General features: G+C 38.8%; 19 protein-coding genes. 4 read left to right on the top strand and 15 right to left on the bottom strand.

Annotated elements, in window-relative coordinates; genetic code table 11:
* Window positions 1-56 precede the first annotated feature (56 nt).
* From spoVAE to BMX30_RS14040, 5 genes are all read right to left on the bottom strand, one after another.
* Entirely contained in the window at window positions 57-413 is a 357-nt protein-coding gene (spoVAE, locus tag BMX30_RS14060) for a stage V sporulation protein AE (protein WP_090746807.1), read from the bottom strand.
* A 43-nt stretch (window positions 414-456) separates the two neighbouring features.
* Entirely contained in the window at window positions 457-1,473 is a 1,017-nt protein-coding gene (gene spoVAD, locus BMX30_RS14055; RefSeq protein ID WP_090746804.1) for a stage V sporulation protein AD, read from the bottom strand.
* A gap of 27 nt (window positions 1,474-1,500) precedes the next feature.
* Window positions 1,501-1,971 (bottom strand): stage V sporulation protein AC, encoded by a 471-nt coding sequence (gene spoVAC / locus BMX30_RS14050; protein ID WP_090746801.1) that lies wholly within the window; start codon window positions 1,969-1,971, stop codon window positions 1,501-1,503.
* 14 nt (window positions 1,972-1,985) lie between these two features.
* The gene (locus BMX30_RS14045) at window positions 1,986-2,474 is read right to left on the bottom strand and encodes a YhcN/YlaJ family sporulation lipoprotein (RefSeq protein WP_090746799.1); all 489 of its coding nucleotides are present in this window, start codon (window positions 2,472-2,474) and stop codon (window positions 1,986-1,988) included.
* A 296-nt stretch (window positions 2,475-2,770) separates the two neighbouring features.
* Window positions 2,771-3,118 carry a DUF1360 domain-containing protein gene (locus BMX30_RS14040; protein ID WP_090746796.1) on the bottom strand — a complete coding sequence of 116 codons (348 nt, stop codon included), beginning with the start codon at window positions 3,116-3,118 and terminating at the stop codon, window positions 2,771-2,773.
* 61 nt (window positions 3,119-3,179) lie between these two features.
* Here BMX30_RS14040 and BMX30_RS14035 point away from each other — a divergent pair, with 61 nt between their 5' ends.
* On the top strand, window positions 3,180-3,713 hold the full coding sequence (locus BMX30_RS14035; RefSeq protein WP_170843891.1) for a CotO family spore coat protein: 534 nt from the start codon (window positions 3,180-3,182) through the stop codon (window positions 3,711-3,713).
* Window positions 3,714-3,826: 113 nt separating this feature from the next.
* Here the strand turns inward: BMX30_RS14035 and BMX30_RS14030 are convergent, their stop codons facing one another.
* The 10 genes from BMX30_RS14030 to BMX30_RS13985 form a co-directional block, all read right to left on the bottom strand.
* The gene (locus BMX30_RS14030) at window positions 3,827-4,315 is read right to left on the bottom strand and encodes a CotY/CotZ family spore coat protein (RefSeq protein ID WP_090746790.1); all 489 of its coding nucleotides are present in this window, start codon (window positions 4,313-4,315) and stop codon (window positions 3,827-3,829) included.
* 181 nt (window positions 4,316-4,496) lie between these two features.
* Window positions 4,497-4,787, bottom strand: a complete 291-nt coding sequence (locus tag BMX30_RS14025; RefSeq protein WP_090746787.1) for a hypothetical protein — start codon at window positions 4,785-4,787, stop codon at window positions 4,497-4,499.
* A gap of 75 nt (window positions 4,788-4,862) precedes the next feature.
* Window positions 4,863-5,198, bottom strand: coding sequence for a hypothetical protein (locus BMX30_RS14020; protein WP_090746784.1), 336 nt, complete (start codon window positions 5,196-5,198; stop codon window positions 4,863-4,865).
* Window positions 5,199-5,345: 147 nt separating this feature from the next.
* Window positions 5,346-6,113, bottom strand: coding sequence for an enoyl-ACP reductase FabI (fabI, locus tag BMX30_RS14015; RefSeq protein ID WP_090746781.1), 768 nt, complete (start codon window positions 6,111-6,113; stop codon window positions 5,346-5,348).
* Between the two features lie 190 nt (window positions 6,114-6,303).
* On the bottom strand, window positions 6,304-8,175 hold the full coding sequence (locus tag BMX30_RS14010) for a monovalent cation:proton antiporter family protein (RefSeq protein ID WP_090746778.1): 1,872 nt from the start codon (window positions 8,173-8,175) through the stop codon (window positions 6,304-6,306).
* An 11-nt stretch (window positions 8,176-8,186) separates the two neighbouring features.
* The gene (mgtE, locus tag BMX30_RS14005) at window positions 8,187-9,512 is read right to left on the bottom strand and encodes a magnesium transporter (protein ID WP_425283766.1); all 1,326 of its coding nucleotides are present in this window, start codon (window positions 9,510-9,512) and stop codon (window positions 8,187-8,189) included.
* Between the two features lie 127 nt (window positions 9,513-9,639).
* The gene (locus BMX30_RS14000; protein ID WP_090746772.1) at window positions 9,640-10,545 is read right to left on the bottom strand and encodes an RluA family pseudouridine synthase; all 906 of its coding nucleotides are present in this window, start codon (window positions 10,543-10,545) and stop codon (window positions 9,640-9,642) included.
* Between the two features lie 99 nt (window positions 10,546-10,644).
* Complete coding sequence (locus BMX30_RS13995; protein WP_090746769.1) at window positions 10,645-11,439, bottom strand: NAD kinase; 795 nt, start codon at window positions 11,437-11,439, stop codon at window positions 10,645-10,647.
* Between the two features lie 40 nt (window positions 11,440-11,479).
* Complete coding sequence (gene yjbM / locus BMX30_RS13990) at window positions 11,480-12,115, bottom strand: GTP diphosphokinase (RefSeq protein ID WP_090746766.1); 636 nt, start codon at window positions 12,113-12,115, stop codon at window positions 11,480-11,482.
* Window positions 12,116-12,221: 106 nt separating this feature from the next.
* The gene (locus tag BMX30_RS13985) at window positions 12,222-12,590 is read right to left on the bottom strand and encodes a UPF0738 family protein (protein ID WP_090746762.1); all 369 of its coding nucleotides are present in this window, start codon (window positions 12,588-12,590) and stop codon (window positions 12,222-12,224) included.
* A 163-nt stretch (window positions 12,591-12,753) separates the two neighbouring features.
* On the opposite strand from BMX30_RS13985, the gene BMX30_RS13980 reads away from it, so the two are divergent.
* The 3 genes from BMX30_RS13980 (at window position 12,754) to BMX30_RS13970 (ending at window position 14,837) form a co-directional block, all read left to right on the top strand.
* Entirely contained in the window at window positions 12,754-13,344 is a 591-nt protein-coding gene (locus BMX30_RS13980; protein ID WP_090746759.1) for a CYTH domain-containing protein, read from the top strand.
* 210 nt (window positions 13,345-13,554) lie between these two features.
* Complete coding sequence (locus BMX30_RS13975) at window positions 13,555-13,959, top strand: globin domain-containing protein (protein ID WP_090746756.1); 405 nt, start codon at window positions 13,555-13,557, stop codon at window positions 13,957-13,959.
* 41 nt (window positions 13,960-14,000) lie between these two features.
* On the top strand, window positions 14,001-14,837 hold the full coding sequence (locus BMX30_RS13970) for a ClpXP adapter SpxH family protein (protein ID WP_090746887.1): 837 nt from the start codon (window positions 14,001-14,003) through the stop codon (window positions 14,835-14,837).
* The last annotated feature ends 149 nt before the right edge of the window (window positions 14,838-14,986 follow it).

Here is a 14,986-nt window from a genome sequence, read left to right as displayed (position 1 = left end):
TGTGAAATGGTCTAAGAGTGTATGGGCGAGCCCCCTAGCTTGGCAAAATTGTTTTTTTACCCTTTTGGTTTAAATAATAATGCACCGATAAAGCCAAACACCACTGCAGCTGAAATACCTGAGCTGGTGATCTCAAACATTCCCGTAAGAACACCGACTAAGCCGTGCTGTTCTGCTTCCTGTAATGCCCCATTAACAAGAGAGTTTCCAAAGCTTGTAATTGGAATTGTTGCCCCAGCACCAGCAAAATCGATGAGTGGGTCATACACGCCGAAACCACCAAGAATTGCTCCTACAACAACTAAGGTGCTCATGGTGTGACCGGGTGTTAACTTTAGAACATCAAACATGATTTGCCCGATTACACAGATCAATCCTCCTACAACAAAAGCCCAAAAGAACATTGGTAGCAAGACAAAACCCCTCCTTTACTTTTATAACTAAAACCTTTGAAAATCAGGGGTGAACTTCAATTGATACAGCATGAGCGATACAAGGAATACTTTCCTTTTGTTGGAAACTAAGTGGCGATAATAAAGCCCCAGTTGCAACAAGAAGAATTCTTTGATATGTTCCTTTTCTCATTTCGTTTAAAAGATGACCGTATAGAACAGCTGCCGAACAACCTGCACCGCTTCCCCCTGCCTGAACTTCTTGATTTTCTTGATATATCATAAGGCCACAATCCTTAAACTTCTGACTATCAATTTTTAAACCTTCTTTATGCAAAAGGTCTAAAGTAACTGGCTGACCAATCTTAGCTAAGTCACCAGTAACAATTAAATCGTAATAGGATGGGTCAAGTTGCATGTCTTTAAAATGAGCAATAATTGTTTCTGCAGCTGCTGGTGCCATTGCTCCTCCCATATTAAATGGATCAGATAACCCCATATCCATCACTTTACCAATTGTAGCCGAAGTGGTTACAAGCTTTCCGGCTTTATCGGCATTATCACTTAGGACTGCTGCCCCTGCTCCAGTAACCGTCCATTGGGCCGTTGGTGGCTTCTGACTACCATATTCTGTAGGATAGCGAAATTGCTTCTCTATAGCAGCATTATGACTTGAAGCCCCAGTAACCACTTTCTTTGCTCCCTGCTTATCAACAAGAAAGGAAGCTAAAGCCAATCCCTCCATCGATGTTGAACATGCTCCAAACAACCCAAAGTATGGAATTGCTAATGTTCTTGCAGCAAAGCTAGAAGGTGTTATTTGATTAACTAGGTCTCCAGCAAACATAAAATTCATATCTTCTTTCGTTAATTCTGCTTTTTGAATAGCTGTCTCAATGGCCTCTTCAATAAGAAGTGTATGGGCCTTTTCATATGAATCTTTACCCATCCACAAATCATCATGAAGAATATCAAAATCAGAAGCCAGTTTGCCTTTGGCTTCATAAGGTCCTCCCACTGCGCTTGATGACTCGATTACCGGTTTAGTTGGAAAAACCCACGATTGCTTACCCTTCAACATTTACGGTAGCCTCCTCTCTTATCCGCATTAGATAACCCCCCATATCTGGAGTAAGGTTTTGATTAACGCGACAACGAACGCGGAAAAAACACCAAATAAAATAACAGATCCAGCAAGCTTAAACATATTTCCACCAACACCCAGTACAAATCCCTCCGTTCGGTGCTCAATGGCAGCGGAAATAACTGAGTTACCAAAACCAGTGATAGGTACGGCACTACCAGCCCCAGCAAACTGTCCGATGCGATCATATACACCGAAACCAGTCAGAAGCATGGCGATGAATATCATTGTTGCAACTGTTGGGTTTCCTGCTGTCTGCTCTGTAAAATGGAAAAAGTAGATATAGAAATAGGTGATAGCCTGTCCAATCAAACAAATCGTCCCCCCTACAAAGAAAGCTTTAACGCAGTTTTGGAGGACTGGCCTTTTTAACTCATGTTTTTGCTCGAGTTTCTCGTACTGCTTTTGCTCGGGACTTTTGTTTTTACTAGCCATACTGCATCTCCTTTCTATGTAAGTTCTTGTTGAAATTTAATTATTTTCTGGAGCCTTTCTTCAGCTTTTTCTTTAGAAAAGTTGTTATCGTCCCTGATCTTTTCCTTTAGTTCAAGAACCTCTATAAAAATTTTATAATCACTTGAAACAATAAAATTCTCCTTTGGATAATTTTTCTCCAATTTTTGCTTGATTTCTTTCTCAATTCTTTTCATATGCATGCGTTGCATATGTTTCACCTTATAAGCAACCAGTACTTCCTCTTCCCCTTTAAGCACAGCCACGTCATAAATAGCTGGTACCGATCTAACATCCTTTTTCACTTTCTCCGCTAACTTATAATTTTTTCCCTTCTGGTCTTCAATCGCAGTCGGGTCTGGATTGACGGATTGAATCATTGACTTCCGGCTGTCTTCAGATGTATTGCCCAAGTTACAACCTGTTAACAATAGGCTAATGACCATTACCATACTGAACATTGCACTTTTTCCTATTTGATTCATAACCAATCCCTCACTATGTATCAATTCGATTTCAATATTGTTATTTTCCACTTCTTTCTCGAATTTATGAATCGAGCTCTTCTTCCAATTTTATACAAGTAAAAAAACTGCCCCTTATTGAGACAGCTTTCTTCTTCTGGTTATTTGTTTTTTTCTTTTAGAAGAACCACACCCACAGCCTTTTCTTCGCTTATCCTTTATCTCATCTGTTTGTTGCCTTTTCTGTTTATTCAATAAAAACGACTCCTTTCAAACTAAGTTTCTTCATTATATGCGAGAGGGTTTTTGTTGCTTGTTCATTCACCTAACCATGTGCTTATGATCGTTTCGATGATGCTTGCTATTGCTGCAATTGCAAAAATTAAAATGACCGGGGTAAGTAGGACCGGTAAATAAAAATAGCTAATAAATAGTGCGGCACTAACCCATATTCCTGTACACCAATAACAATTTAATAATTCACCCACCCACCTCCGGATGCCGTTTGGTTTAACCACAAGGTATACTTCCTCTCCATCAACCATTTCGTCAAAAAAAGGAGCCCGAATAAATTCTGTAATTTTATCAAACACAATTAGCCTTGTTAATCTAAAAGAAGCTAAGCCAAGAATTATAATGGACTCTAGACCAAAACCCAAAAACATATTTTCACTCCTTTTACAATAGTGCATAAATTAAACTGATACCAAATTGGGAGGGATCTTTTTGTCTAGTAGGAAAGTAAAGCATAAACCGGTACTATATATAAGCCAACCAATCACAAAATTTCCGGATGTTGTCATGCAATATAGGTATTCCACTCGTGAAGAATCATCGAAGAAAATAAAGAAAGATAAAAGCTTAATGGCTAATGAGTTGAACGAAAATGTCCTCAAAACAGTAACTGATTCAAGTATTGGAGAAGAAAAATTTAGTGAAACGGTTACTGTTCAAGAGGATTTCCTAGAGGAAGCCGAAGCTGATTTAACCCCCTTTGATACGAGTAGAAAAAGGAAGTATTCATTCCAAAGGGTGAAAAATTTCAAAGAGATGTCAATCAGTGAGAAAATAATCTACCTAGAGAATTTCCCTGAACAGCTAGCACCAGTTTCATGCCTATATTTCACAGAACAAACAACCTATACAGGTGTGTTCCTAAAGAACTTAGAACACCAAGTAGAAATTACACTTCCTAATAAAACAAATGTTACAATCGATAAAAGTGAGATTCTTGAGATTAGGATGCTTGGTTTCCATTAACCAATTGACTATTTTCCCTAGCCTAACAGGCTAGGCTTTCTTATATTATTGAAAAATCCCCCTATAGGGCAGATTTTCCTGCCTACTATAGGGGGATCTTTTAGCTTCATCATTTAGCAAAGATCAAGGTTTACATCTTCAATGCACTGGATAGCGCAGAAGCATGAAAGATCAACAGTTACACAATCATTTGTTGCCTCAAAATCTTCAACCTTGCATACTTTGTTTAAATCAATGCAACAACTGTCTTTACCAGCTAAATCAACTGGGTATTTATCTTCTCCTAGTGGCTTCAGTACTCTAAGAGTTGCACAGCAGTTGTCAAATACGTCTTCAACACGGAAGTAAATGGATACACAAGCGTCACCGCACCCTTTGAAGAAAGCATGAAATGGTGTTCCATCTGCATTCTTTAAGACAAATACTCGTGTGTTCACCTTATTCTTCTTCATTTCAGGGCGAATAGCACCTAATGGCTCCATAAAGCAGTTTGACCCGCAAGTACAATCATCTTCTTGAACATTATCCTGGATATCTAATATCGCACGGACTACATCACATACACAGCCTGTTGTGTGTCCGGTTTTTTTTCCACAACCCATAATTTTTGGCCTCCTTTTCTTTATTGGTTCTTTACACTAATAACATATTTAAGAAAGGGCATTTGGGTGTCGGACAAAAGCCCTTTTTAGCTAAAATTGGGCTTTAATTTTAAAACTCTTCCTTGGCGGAAAGAAACCAGGCTGCTAATTTACTGTTAACAGCCTGGTTGAAATCACACCATTAGTGTTTAGAATCAGATTCCATTTCAGATTCAACTTCGCCTGAACTACTTAAGATTGGTAACTGTAGACCAGCATTGATGGCTGGTAGAGCAATTGCAAACTTAGGTGCAATTTGGATTGGAAGGACGAAAGCACCGCGCTTAGCATTTACAACCTGTTTGACATCTCCACTATTATCTGCCTTTACCTCTGCTTTTTGTGGTTGATTTTGTCCTGTGTTTTGTAGTACATCATCATCATTACGGCCGCCGCGACCTCTGTTGGAATTACCCCATCTGTTTTCTAACATCTATAAACACACTCCTTTACGATTTTTTATTCGTGCAATTCGGTAAACGAACGAGCCCTTTCAATGGGAAATGAATTACTCGGAATCATGATCTTCAGAATTCTTCGGCTCAGGTAGTTCGAGTTTAAAAAGGGTACGGTCATTAAATGTTAATTTTACATTCCCCCGCAGATTTCCCTCTACTTTAGGGAGAAACCTCCGATTTTGAAGAAATTGCCCGATGAGCGGTAAACCTTTTTGGAGCTCTTTAAGATTTTTCATGACACTCTCAGCAATACTGTCATTAATTGCATCCATGACTTTCTCCATATCTTCCTCACTTAACTGGTAGTCTCCACTTAAAGGATATTCCTTCCCATTGATAAATACAGTTGGGACAGCAACAGTTATATCTTGACTGTCTTCACTCATTCATCTTCACCTCCTTTGCACTTACTACAGTATATAGGGAGAGTAACCAAGCTGTATGAGCGAATGCCCTGATTCATTCGCCCTTTTTCACTGTTAATACCCATAAAATAAGAAAACCGCTAGGCAGATTGCCTAACGGTTTGGGCGTTACATAATATGAAAGCCGGAATCGACATGAATGTTCTCCCCGGTAATTCCTCTCGATAACTCACTAAATAAAAACACTGCTGTATCCCCTACTTCCTCAGGAGTGGTATTTCTACGAAGCGGTGCTTTTTCCTCGATTTCCTTTAAAATCAAGTTAAAATCACTTACCCCTTTTGCAGACAATGTCCGAATTGGTCCAGCAGAAATCGAATTGACTCGAATGTTCTCTCTTCCTAAATCCTTCGCTAAATAGCGTACACTTGCATCCAAAGATGCTTTAGCAACACCCATGACATTATAGTTCTCTATCGCACGTTCTCCACCTATATACGTTAAGGTTACGATACTTCCACCATCTGGCATAAGTTTCTTCGCTTCCTTTGCAACCGCCGTTAACGAATAAGAACTAATATTATGGGCTAGTAAGAATCCGTCACGTGTTACATTCAGATAATCGCCATTAAGTTCCTCTTTATTAGCAAAAGCTATGCAGTGTGCCACTCCCTGAATCGTCCCCACAAGTTCTTTAATGTCCTTAAAACATTTGGCAATATCCTCATCCTGTGTAACATCACAAGGGAGAACAGGGTAGTTCTGATCCAATGAACCCGCTAGTTCCCTAACACTGCCTTCAAGTCGTTCTCCTGCGTATGTAAAAATCAGGTTAGCACCAGCTCCATGAAGAGATTTTGCTATTCCCCATGCAATGCTACGTTTATTAGCGACACCCATTACAACATAGGTCTTTCCTTTCAACGAAAAAGTCATGGTAATCCTCCTACTTATCACATGTTATTAGTACCTAGTGCTAATCATACAACATATCGTTTGCTTTGAAAAGTGCCTATACGAAGGCAGTGGTTACATGCTCTTGATTCCAGCTTGAATCAAGAGCATGTAAAATTAGAAATGAACCATAATAAAAAACCCGCCATAGCAATTATGACGGGCTTTATCATTAGCGAAGATGGTTCCATGCACCAAACTCTAGTTCCATTTTCAATTCTTCAACATATTCATTAGAACCCGTTACAATTAAACGGTCATTTAAACGTAATTCTGTATCACCGTGCGGTACGATAGAATCTTTCCCTCTAAGAATCCTAACAAATATCACGTCACCTGTGAACGGGAAACGCCTTAATGTCATGCCATCAAATTGGTCGTTAAGCATTCGAATCTCATGTAGTGAAGAATCTTGGTTGGTCAAGATATTTAAAATCCCTGGTGATTCAATTAATGCACGCAATAATGTCGTTGTTGACATTAGGACAGAGAAAACTTCTATATCCTGTTGTTTCAGACTAGCCTCGAGTTCAGGGTTTTCAATACGGGCAATAACACGTCCTGCCCCTTTCTCCTTTGCCGCTTTAGCAATGAGAGCATTTGTATTTTCATTCCCCGTTGAAATGACTACAATATCGGCCGTATAGATATTATGGATGTCTAGAGTTTCTGGTGAATAATCATTGACTTCAATAATATCAAACACTGAACTCGAAACTTTATTTTCAGCTTTATCTTGTTTTGTATGATAAAGTACTGGTTCATATAGGGTAGAATTCAGTTCCCTAGTGACCGATAACGTCATCTGGTTTGCTCCAATTAAGGCGACTTCGAGTTTTTTCTCTTCTAAATCTGCCTTTGGGAATAATTTTTTAAACACTATTGGTGTAAATACGCAAGAAATTACAGCAACAAGAATCAGTGTTCCACTCATTTCCTGTGTAATCACACCCATTCTTTCCCCAATCGTGGCTGCAGCTATCACGAGTGAGAGGGTTGAAGTGAGTAGAAAACCAGAGGCAATCACTGTCTTTGTGTCATACCACTTTTTCAGAATATAGACTGGAAGCACCTTAGATAACAACAACGCTATAAGAAGCAACGGTATAAGTAATAACAGTTTCGGGTCACTCAATAATGACCATATATCAAGGTTAACACCAATCATAACAAAGAAGATTGGGATCAAAAATCCATATCCAAAGGAATCAAGTTTATGAATTAATTCTTGATCAGGTGATAATAAAGAAACAAGAACACCGGCAAGGAACGCTCCAAGAATATTTTCCGCTCCAACCGTCTCAGAAATAGCCACAAGTACTATTAATAAAGTAAATACGGCTCTTGTACCAATTTGGGTGGTTCCCGTTGAAAGCGCTGAGACAAATTTACGGCTTTTAAACCGATTCCCGACAAAATACAATACGACTCCGGCAACGAACAAGAGGAGTAACAGCCAAGTGTTTCCGCCCTCCGTATCATAAATTGAGACGAATATAGCCAATAGAATCATTGTAACTAGATCAGCAATAACTGCTACTAGTAAGATAATTTGCCCTATGTTTGATTTCATTAAATGGGCTTCTTTTAATGTGGGTACAACGACTCCAAGCGAAATAGTAGAAATAATTAAGGTCATTAAAAAGACATTATCAATAAAACCCGTTAAAACAAATAGATATGATAATCCCAATGAGGCAATAAATATCCCGACGAAAATGATACTAGAAATCGCAAATGCGTTCGGTAAGTTATTCTGGTTAGACGGTTGACTACCTTTGGTTTTCTTTATCCTAAAGGCACTAAAGTCAATTTCAAGTCCACTTAAAAACATTAAGAACAGAAACCCTAATGTAGACAGTGTCTCGAGCCACATATCCCCATGAACGATATCAAATCCGCTCTTTCCAATGAATAAACCCATTAAAATTTCTGCGACTACTACAGGAATAAAATTCAATTTAAATCGATGCAGCAAGATGGGTGTTAAGAATGCTACGATAATGACAATTAAAAGTGATGTAACGGAAGCATGATGTTCCATTCTATCCCCCCTTACCTAGTAAGATAACTCATAAATGCAGTGGCAATTCCAAAATAGATTAAAATCGAAATAATATCATTAATGGTAGTGATAAAAGGACCTGAGGCCACTGCTGGATCAATTTTTAAACGATGCATGATAAGCGGTACAAGTGATCCTGCTAGAGTTGCAACGATTAACGCAAAAAATATCGAGATGCCAACAAGTCCCCCCAGAAAAAGGTCACCCTGCCAGAAGTAAACGATAAAGGTAACAAGAATTCCGCATGTTGTACCAGTAATAACACCAGTACCTGCCTCTCTGGAAATTATTTTCATGATCTTCTCTTTTTCAAGGTCACCAGTTGCAATTCCTCGCACCGCAACAGCCAGTGCTTGTGTCCCTGTATTCCCAGCCATCCCGGCTATGAGTGGAATGAAGACAGCTAAAATGGCCACCTTATCTAATGTTTCCTCGAAGCGTCCAATTAGACTTGCGGTAAACATTCCTAGAAATAACAAAATAACAAGCCATGGAAGACGTTTTTTTGCGGCAGAAATAGGGTTTCGGTCAATTGAGTCGAGGTCGGCAATCCCTGCAAGCTTAGAGTAATCATCCGAGGCCTCTTCCTCCATAACATCGATAATATCATCTACTGTGATAATCCCCAATAGATGATTTTGAAAGTCAACAACGGGCAAAGCAAGAAAATCATAATCTCGCATCATTCTCGCTACCTCTTCTTGATCTTCACCAACCGATACTGACACAACGCGATCATACATAATTTCCGAAATCATTACATCATCTTCGTTTACGATTAAATCCCGCAAAGTAAGAACACCAACCAGTGTTCTATCTTCATCAACGACATAGACATAATAGATTGTTTCCGCACTAGGAGCTTTACTTTTTAAAATATGCATCGCGGAACGGACAGTCTGATTCGCTGCAATCGCAATGAATTCCGTTGTCATGATGCTTCCTGCTGTATACTCCTCATAATGGAGTAACTCTTTAATTTCTTGAGCAGAATCCTTATTCATGATGGTTAGATAACTGACAACCTGATCTTTATCTAATTCATTCAATACATCAACCGCATCATCTGCATACATATTTGAAAGCATGTCTGCAGCATAATTTGGTGACATTTCAGCTAGAACATCACTATACTCATCATCCTCAATCTCAAGATTCTCGAATAGATTGGCCATTTCTTCTGGAGATAAAAAATGATAAACATGTAGTCGTTCTTCTTCATTCAATTCCATAAAGAAGCTAGCTTGGTCATAAGCATGCAGATCAAGAAATTCGGAGCGGAAATTTTCTATGTTGTCATTCTTTAAGGATTCCATCAATAGCTCTTTATCAATATGTTGCTTCTGATTGGACTCCTGGCTCGATTCAGACATACTCATTCCCCCCTTCAATTCACCGCCAAATCCATACTCCGTGAGTATGTGAACTTAAAAGACAAGCCTCCTATATAGGCCTGCCGCTAGTTAATACGTCCTGGATATCACTGGGAAGCGGTACTGAAAACTTCATGTGCTGATTCGTAAATGGGTGAATAAATTGGACTTCACGACAATGAAGTGCCTGTCTTCCAATTTTCCCCACCGCTCCCCCATATAGAGTATCACCCAACAGAGGATGATTAATATAGGACATATGAACCCGGATTTGATGTGTACGACCGGTTTTCAATCTTAGCTCGATATGACTAAAGCTGTCAAATAGTTTGATCAGTCGGTAACTTGTATAGGCATACTGTCCACCAGGATGTACTTCACGTTCAATAATACTGGTTTCTTTCCGCGCTATCGGTTCTTCAATAAACCCATTCAATTTCGGTATATGCCCTTGAACAAGGGCCTCATATATCCTTTGTAATTGCCCCGCCTGTTGTTGTTTGCTCATTAGATGGTGGACATGGCGATGCTTTGCTATCAACACAATCCCAGAAGTATTTCGGTCCAGCCGGGTTATTATATGGGTGGTTGCCTCAATCTCCAATTGTTGGTAGTATCCAATTAATCCATTAGCAAGGCTTCCTGTTGGATGCTCTCTTGAGGGAATGGTATTCATACCAGCGGGTTTATTTACTATCAATAAATAAGGGTCATCATAAATGACATCAAGTTGTATGTTTTCTCCAGCCAATCCCAAAGAAGGTTTTTCCGGAGGAAAATGAACCTCGAGCTTCTCCCCCGTTCTTAAAACATGCCTTACTGTTACGGCACCACCATCAACAAACAGCCCTCCACCTTTAAACTTAATATCCGTTAGCGCTGCTCTAGAGATTTCCTGTCCAACTAAAAACTCTTTAAGAGTTTTCCCTTCATCCTTTTCATCAACTACCCAATGTAATTTAAAGCCACCGGCCATACTCTCACCAACGTTCCCATTTCACATGTTTTGTTCTCGTTTTAGGTCCGTGACCCTCAACAACCTCATCTAACATAGCCAATTTTAAATGACTGATACTCAATCCGAAATAAATGAATCATGAACCCTTTTCCAAAAAGGAAATGGTCTGAATCTTGCAAACCGCATTTTTTCATCCGCGACTCTAAACTGAATCGACTTTACATCTTTATGCAGTAAAGTCAAATGATCAACAGTTACTTGAAAATCGGGCCTGTTAACTGGTTTAAGAATACATGTATGATGAGCGGGCAAAACCAGTGGTGAGCCGACAGTCCTAAATACCCGATTATTAATCGAAGCCATTTCAGTAATTTGGATAGCGGAAAGTGAAGGATGGAGAATCGCGCCTCCTAGCGCCTTATTATAAGCTGTACTCCCTGATGGAGTTGCTACGCATAGTCCATCGCCTCGGAACCTTTCAAAATGCTGTCCACGTATTTCAACATCCATAACAAGTGTACTATCTACAGACTTGACCGTAGATTCATTTAAAGCCAAGTATCGCGTCTCTCTACCACCATGTTGATAGCGAATAATAATTTCTAAAAGTGGATATTCAACCACTTGGTATGGAGTTTTAGCTATAGCTATGACAAGTTTTTCAATTTCTTCCGGAACCCAGTCAGCATAAAAACCTAAATGTCCAGTATGTACACCAACAAATGCAGTTTTATCTAGTCGGCTACTATAACGGTGAAAAGCATATAGAAGGGTACCGTCTCCGCCTACTGAGATGCAAATATCCGGTTGGTCCTCGTCATATTGAAGATCAAAATCTTGTAGATAGGTCCTCATCTTATGCATCAGGGTGTTGGACCTAGCATCCCCTTTTGATGTTATTGCAAACCTCATCTTCCATTCACCTCACTTTTTTCCTATGCTTCGTATGTTTTCACTTATCATCTTGTTGTTGTTCCTTTTTTCTTGAAAAAAACACTTGCGCTTCCTGAATCTCATCCCTTATTTTAGACATTTCCTCATCTAGGCTAAATGCCGCCTCTGCCGCTCGCTTCAACCGTAACCTTATTGCTTCTGGAAATTGTCCTTTGTATTTATAGTTTAAGGAATGCTCAATTGTAGCCCAAAAATTCATAGAAAGCGTTCTAATTTGTATTTCCGCAAGAATTTTCTTTTCTCCATTTATAGTTTGTACAGGATACTTGATTACTACATGGTATGATCGATAACCACTAGCCTTTTTGTACGAAATATAGTCTCTTTCCTCAACAATTTCGAAGTCATTTCTAATACGAAGTAACTCAACCACTGGCATAATGTCATCAACGAACTGACACATAATTCTCAGGCCAGCAATATCCTGCATTTCACTTTCTAATTTTTCGAGTGGGACACCTTTTTGATTTGCCTTATCAAGAATACTTGCTATAGGTTTTACCCTTCCTGTAACAAATTCAATCGGGGAATGATCAGTATTTTGTTCATATTGACTCCGCATTCCCCTTAATTTTACCTTAAGCTCTTCAACTGCCTGTTTATAGGGTTCAAGAAAATGTTCCCAATGTTTCAAAAGCAAATCACCTCGCCCGAACATATTAAGTCCAACCGTCTATAAATAAAAGATGATTTTTACCTCCGGAGGATTTAAAAACAGCTCATTCATATTATCTAGTCATCTAAAAAATAGTTTCCACTTTTTCAACCATCTCTGCTCCGTAGTTACTATTTCCTTTAATATTCTCAATCAAGTAGGTCATTTCCTCTATAAAGGCTTGTAACTTAAGACGACTTTCCTTATTTACTAAGTATACTTGAAGGTTAGGTATTACAATTGCTTCACTAAGGACTTTCCATGATTCTACAGGTATTGTGACATATGTATATTCCCCGTCTAAATCGACTATGTAAATAAAGGCAAGCTGATCCGAATCTACCAACATTTGACCAACAGGAGATAGTTGACTAAGATTCGTTTCCGTTTCTGTATGTAAAAGAAGCTCCCGCTCAATTAGTTCTGCTTGTATAACATTCATTTTTTGTTTCATATAATTAGTTCCACCTTTCAATAAATCCTTTTACATTTTATCATATCGCATGAAACTTTACCTATTAAGTGTAACTGTATGCGAGCATACTACCCTTAGATTTGAAGTCGCTCGATAAAAGCGAGATAATGAAGGATAATTACGATTAGAAAGGAACCCCCTAATGTCACAGCATATTGAAATTGAGTTTAAAAATCTTCTAACCCAAGAAGAGTTCTTCAAATTGTCATCCTACTTTACATTTAAACCCGAGGATTTCAGAAAACAAGTAAATCACTATTTTGACACTCCAAGTTTCACCTTAAAAAGTCATGGTTGTGCTCTAAGAATTAGAGAGAAAGCTGGAACATTTGAACTTACCTTAAAGCAACCTGCAAATACTGGCTTACTTGAAACCAACCAGACCATTTCTATAGAACAAGTACAAGCTGTTATGAAAACAGGAACAATACCAAGTGGTATAGTTTATTCTGCTCTCGAAAACATCATTCAGGACTCTGACTCAATAACATATTTTGGAACCTTATCTACAGAAAGAGCAGAGAAGAACTATAAAGCTGGGCTAATCGTCTTAGACCACAGCACTTACTTAAGCACTGAAGACTTTGAAATAGAATACGAGGTAACGGACGCGAACTTAGGACAAGAGGTTTTCAAAAGCCTCCTTAAACAAATGCATATCCCGCTTCGGAAAACTGATAATAAAATCATGAGATTTTACAATCAAAAGCAATTAGAACTAGACTCCAAGTAAAGAGGGAAGTCTATGTACTAAAGACTATAAGTAGCTCGTCAAAGCTGTTTGTTTGAGATATGAATTTAGCATTGTTAAAATATAAATCATAGAGAAATGCTCACCTACTTTTAACACCATATAGGTTTCCTGAAGTATCTAGATTTTTTAAGGGCCGTTAGCAAGGGCCTGGGCAATTTCTTAATAATTAATTTACAAAGGAGTTTTGAAATGGTCGAGAATAAGTCTGTACCGTTCGAAGCCATCGGCGAAGGTATGCTGCATAAACTAATAGACACATTTTATCACCTTGTAGCTCAGCATCCTGATCTTGCTCCTATATTTCCTAATGATTTAACTGAAACTGCTCGTAAACAAAAGCAGTTTTTAACCCAATATTTAGGAGGACCCTCTTTATATACCCAAGAACATGGACACCCAATGCTGAGAGCACGTCATCTACCGTTTGAAATAACACCAACTAGAGCAAAAGCTTGGCTCGCTTGTATGAGCGAGGCAATGGATACCGTCGGACTAATTGGACCTGTAAGAGAGGACTTTTATGCAAGGTTAAACTTTACTGCACAGCATATGATCAACACCCCTGAAGATGTTGAAAAAGGTGACGAACTGTGATTTGGAAACGAGACGATTTAATCAGTCAGGACACGTCACGTATGAACTTGGGAAATGAGCAGAAGTCATTAGAGATTTATACATTTGTAGATCCACTTTGTCCTGAATGCTGGGCATTAGAACCAACAGTAAAAAAGCTACTTATTGAATACGGAAAATATTTTTCCCTACGTCATATTCTTAGCGGGAAACTTTCCACATTGAACCTTAGTGGTAAAAAGCAGTATGAGACCATTGCGGATTTATGGGAAAAAACAGCTAGTCGCACGGGAATGTCTTGCGATGGAAACCTATGGTTTGAAAATCCCATTTCTTCTCCATACTTAGCTTCAATCGCTGTGAAAGCAGCTGAACTTCAAGGGAAAAAGAAAGGTATTCATTTTCTTCGGAAACTCCAAGAGGTTGTATTTCTTGAGAAACAGAATGTATCAAGCGTGGATGTCTTAAAGTCCTGCGCACAAGATGTTGGCTTAGATATGGATGAATTTCTCGCAGATCTTCATTCAGAAAGTGCAGCTAAAGCCTTACAATGTGATTTAAAGATTACAACGGAAATGGATGTCCAGGAAATTCCTACCCTTGTTTTCTTTAATTCAAATATTGAAGAAGAAGGCCTTAAAGTGACAGGCTTATATCCTTACGATGTCTACGTTAAGATAATTGAGGAGATGCTGCCGATGAAGCCTGAAGCATCCTCCCCACCTCCATTAGAAGAATTCCTAAAGCAATATAAAACGGTAGCAACCAAGGAAGTTGCGGAAGTTTACAACATGACCGTAACTGGAGCCGAAAGAGAATTAAAAAAACTACAATTAAAACAAAAGGTCGAACAACTACCAGCTAAGTACGGAATGTTTTGGCGGTATAATGAATGGTAATTTAAGAACGGACTAATGAAAAACCCCTGTAGCAACGGGCTACAGGGGTTTTTCTCTATAAATACGAACAAAGGGGATGGGAGAAATTTTTCACGGTCAAACAAAGGGGTATATGTTTGCTTGTGATCAACTTCACGCTATAAATATAT

The organism is Mesobacillus persicus (genome assembly GCF_900109925.1).
Taxonomy (GTDB): domain Bacteria; phylum Bacillota; class Bacilli; order Bacillales; family Cytobacillaceae; genus Mesobacillus_B; species Mesobacillus_B persicus.
The sequence above is the reverse complement of the archived record's forward strand: the minus strand, read 5'-3'. Positions and strand labels throughout refer to the sequence as shown.

Coding starts and splice junctions, on each gene's coding strand:
- spoVAD (WP_090746804.1), bottom strand. CDS start 1,473: ATGTTGAAGGGTAAGCAATCGTGGGTTTTTCCAACTAAACCGGTAATC.
- spoVAC (WP_090746801.1), bottom strand. CDS start 1,971: ATGGCTAGTAAAAACAAAAGTCCCGAGCAAAAGCAGTACGAGAAACTC.
- BMX30_RS14045 (WP_090746799.1), bottom strand. CDS start 2,474: ATGAATCAAATAGGAAAAAGTGCAATGTTCAGTATGGTAATGGTCATT.
- BMX30_RS14040 (WP_090746796.1), bottom strand. CDS start 3,118: ATGTTTTTGGGTTTTGGTCTAGAGTCCATTATAATTCTTGGCTTAGCT.
- BMX30_RS14030 (WP_090746790.1), bottom strand. CDS start 4,315: ATGGGTTGTGGAAAAAAAACCGGACACACAACAGGCTGTGTATGTGAT.
- BMX30_RS14025 (WP_090746787.1), bottom strand. CDS start 4,787: ATGTTAGAAAACAGATGGGGTAATTCCAACAGAGGTCGCGGCGGCCGT.
- BMX30_RS14020 (WP_090746784.1), bottom strand. CDS start 5,198: ATGAGTGAAGACAGTCAAGATATAACTGTTGCTGTCCCAACTGTATTT.
- fabI (WP_090746781.1), bottom strand. CDS start 6,113: ATGACTTTTTCGTTGAAAGGAAAGACCTATGTTGTAATGGGTGTCGCT.
- BMX30_RS14010 (WP_090746778.1), bottom strand. CDS start 8,175: ATGGAACATCATGCTTCCGTTACATCACTTTTAATTGTCATTATCGTA.
- mgtE (WP_425283766.1), bottom strand. CDS start 9,512: ATGGAATCCTTAAAGAATGACAACATAGAAAATTTCCGCTCCGAATTT.
- BMX30_RS14000 (WP_090746772.1), bottom strand. CDS start 10,545: ATGGCCGGTGGCTTTAAATTACATTGGGTAGTTGATGAAAAGGATGAA.
- BMX30_RS13995 (WP_090746769.1), bottom strand. CDS start 11,439: ATGAGGTTTGCAATAACATCAAAAGGGGATGCTAGGTCCAACACCCTG.
- BMX30_RS13985 (WP_090746762.1), bottom strand. CDS start 12,590: ATGAAACAAAAAATGAATGTTATACAAGCAGAACTAATTGAGCGGGAG.
- BMX30_RS13980 (WP_090746759.1), top strand. CDS start 12,754: ATGTCACAGCATATTGAAATTGAGTTTAAAAATCTTCTAACCCAAGAA.
- BMX30_RS13975 (WP_090746756.1), top strand. CDS start 13,555: ATGGTCGAGAATAAGTCTGTACCGTTCGAAGCCATCGGCGAAGGTATG.
- BMX30_RS13970 (WP_090746887.1), top strand. CDS start 14,001: ATGAACTTGGGAAATGAGCAGAAGTCATTAGAGATTTATACATTTGTA.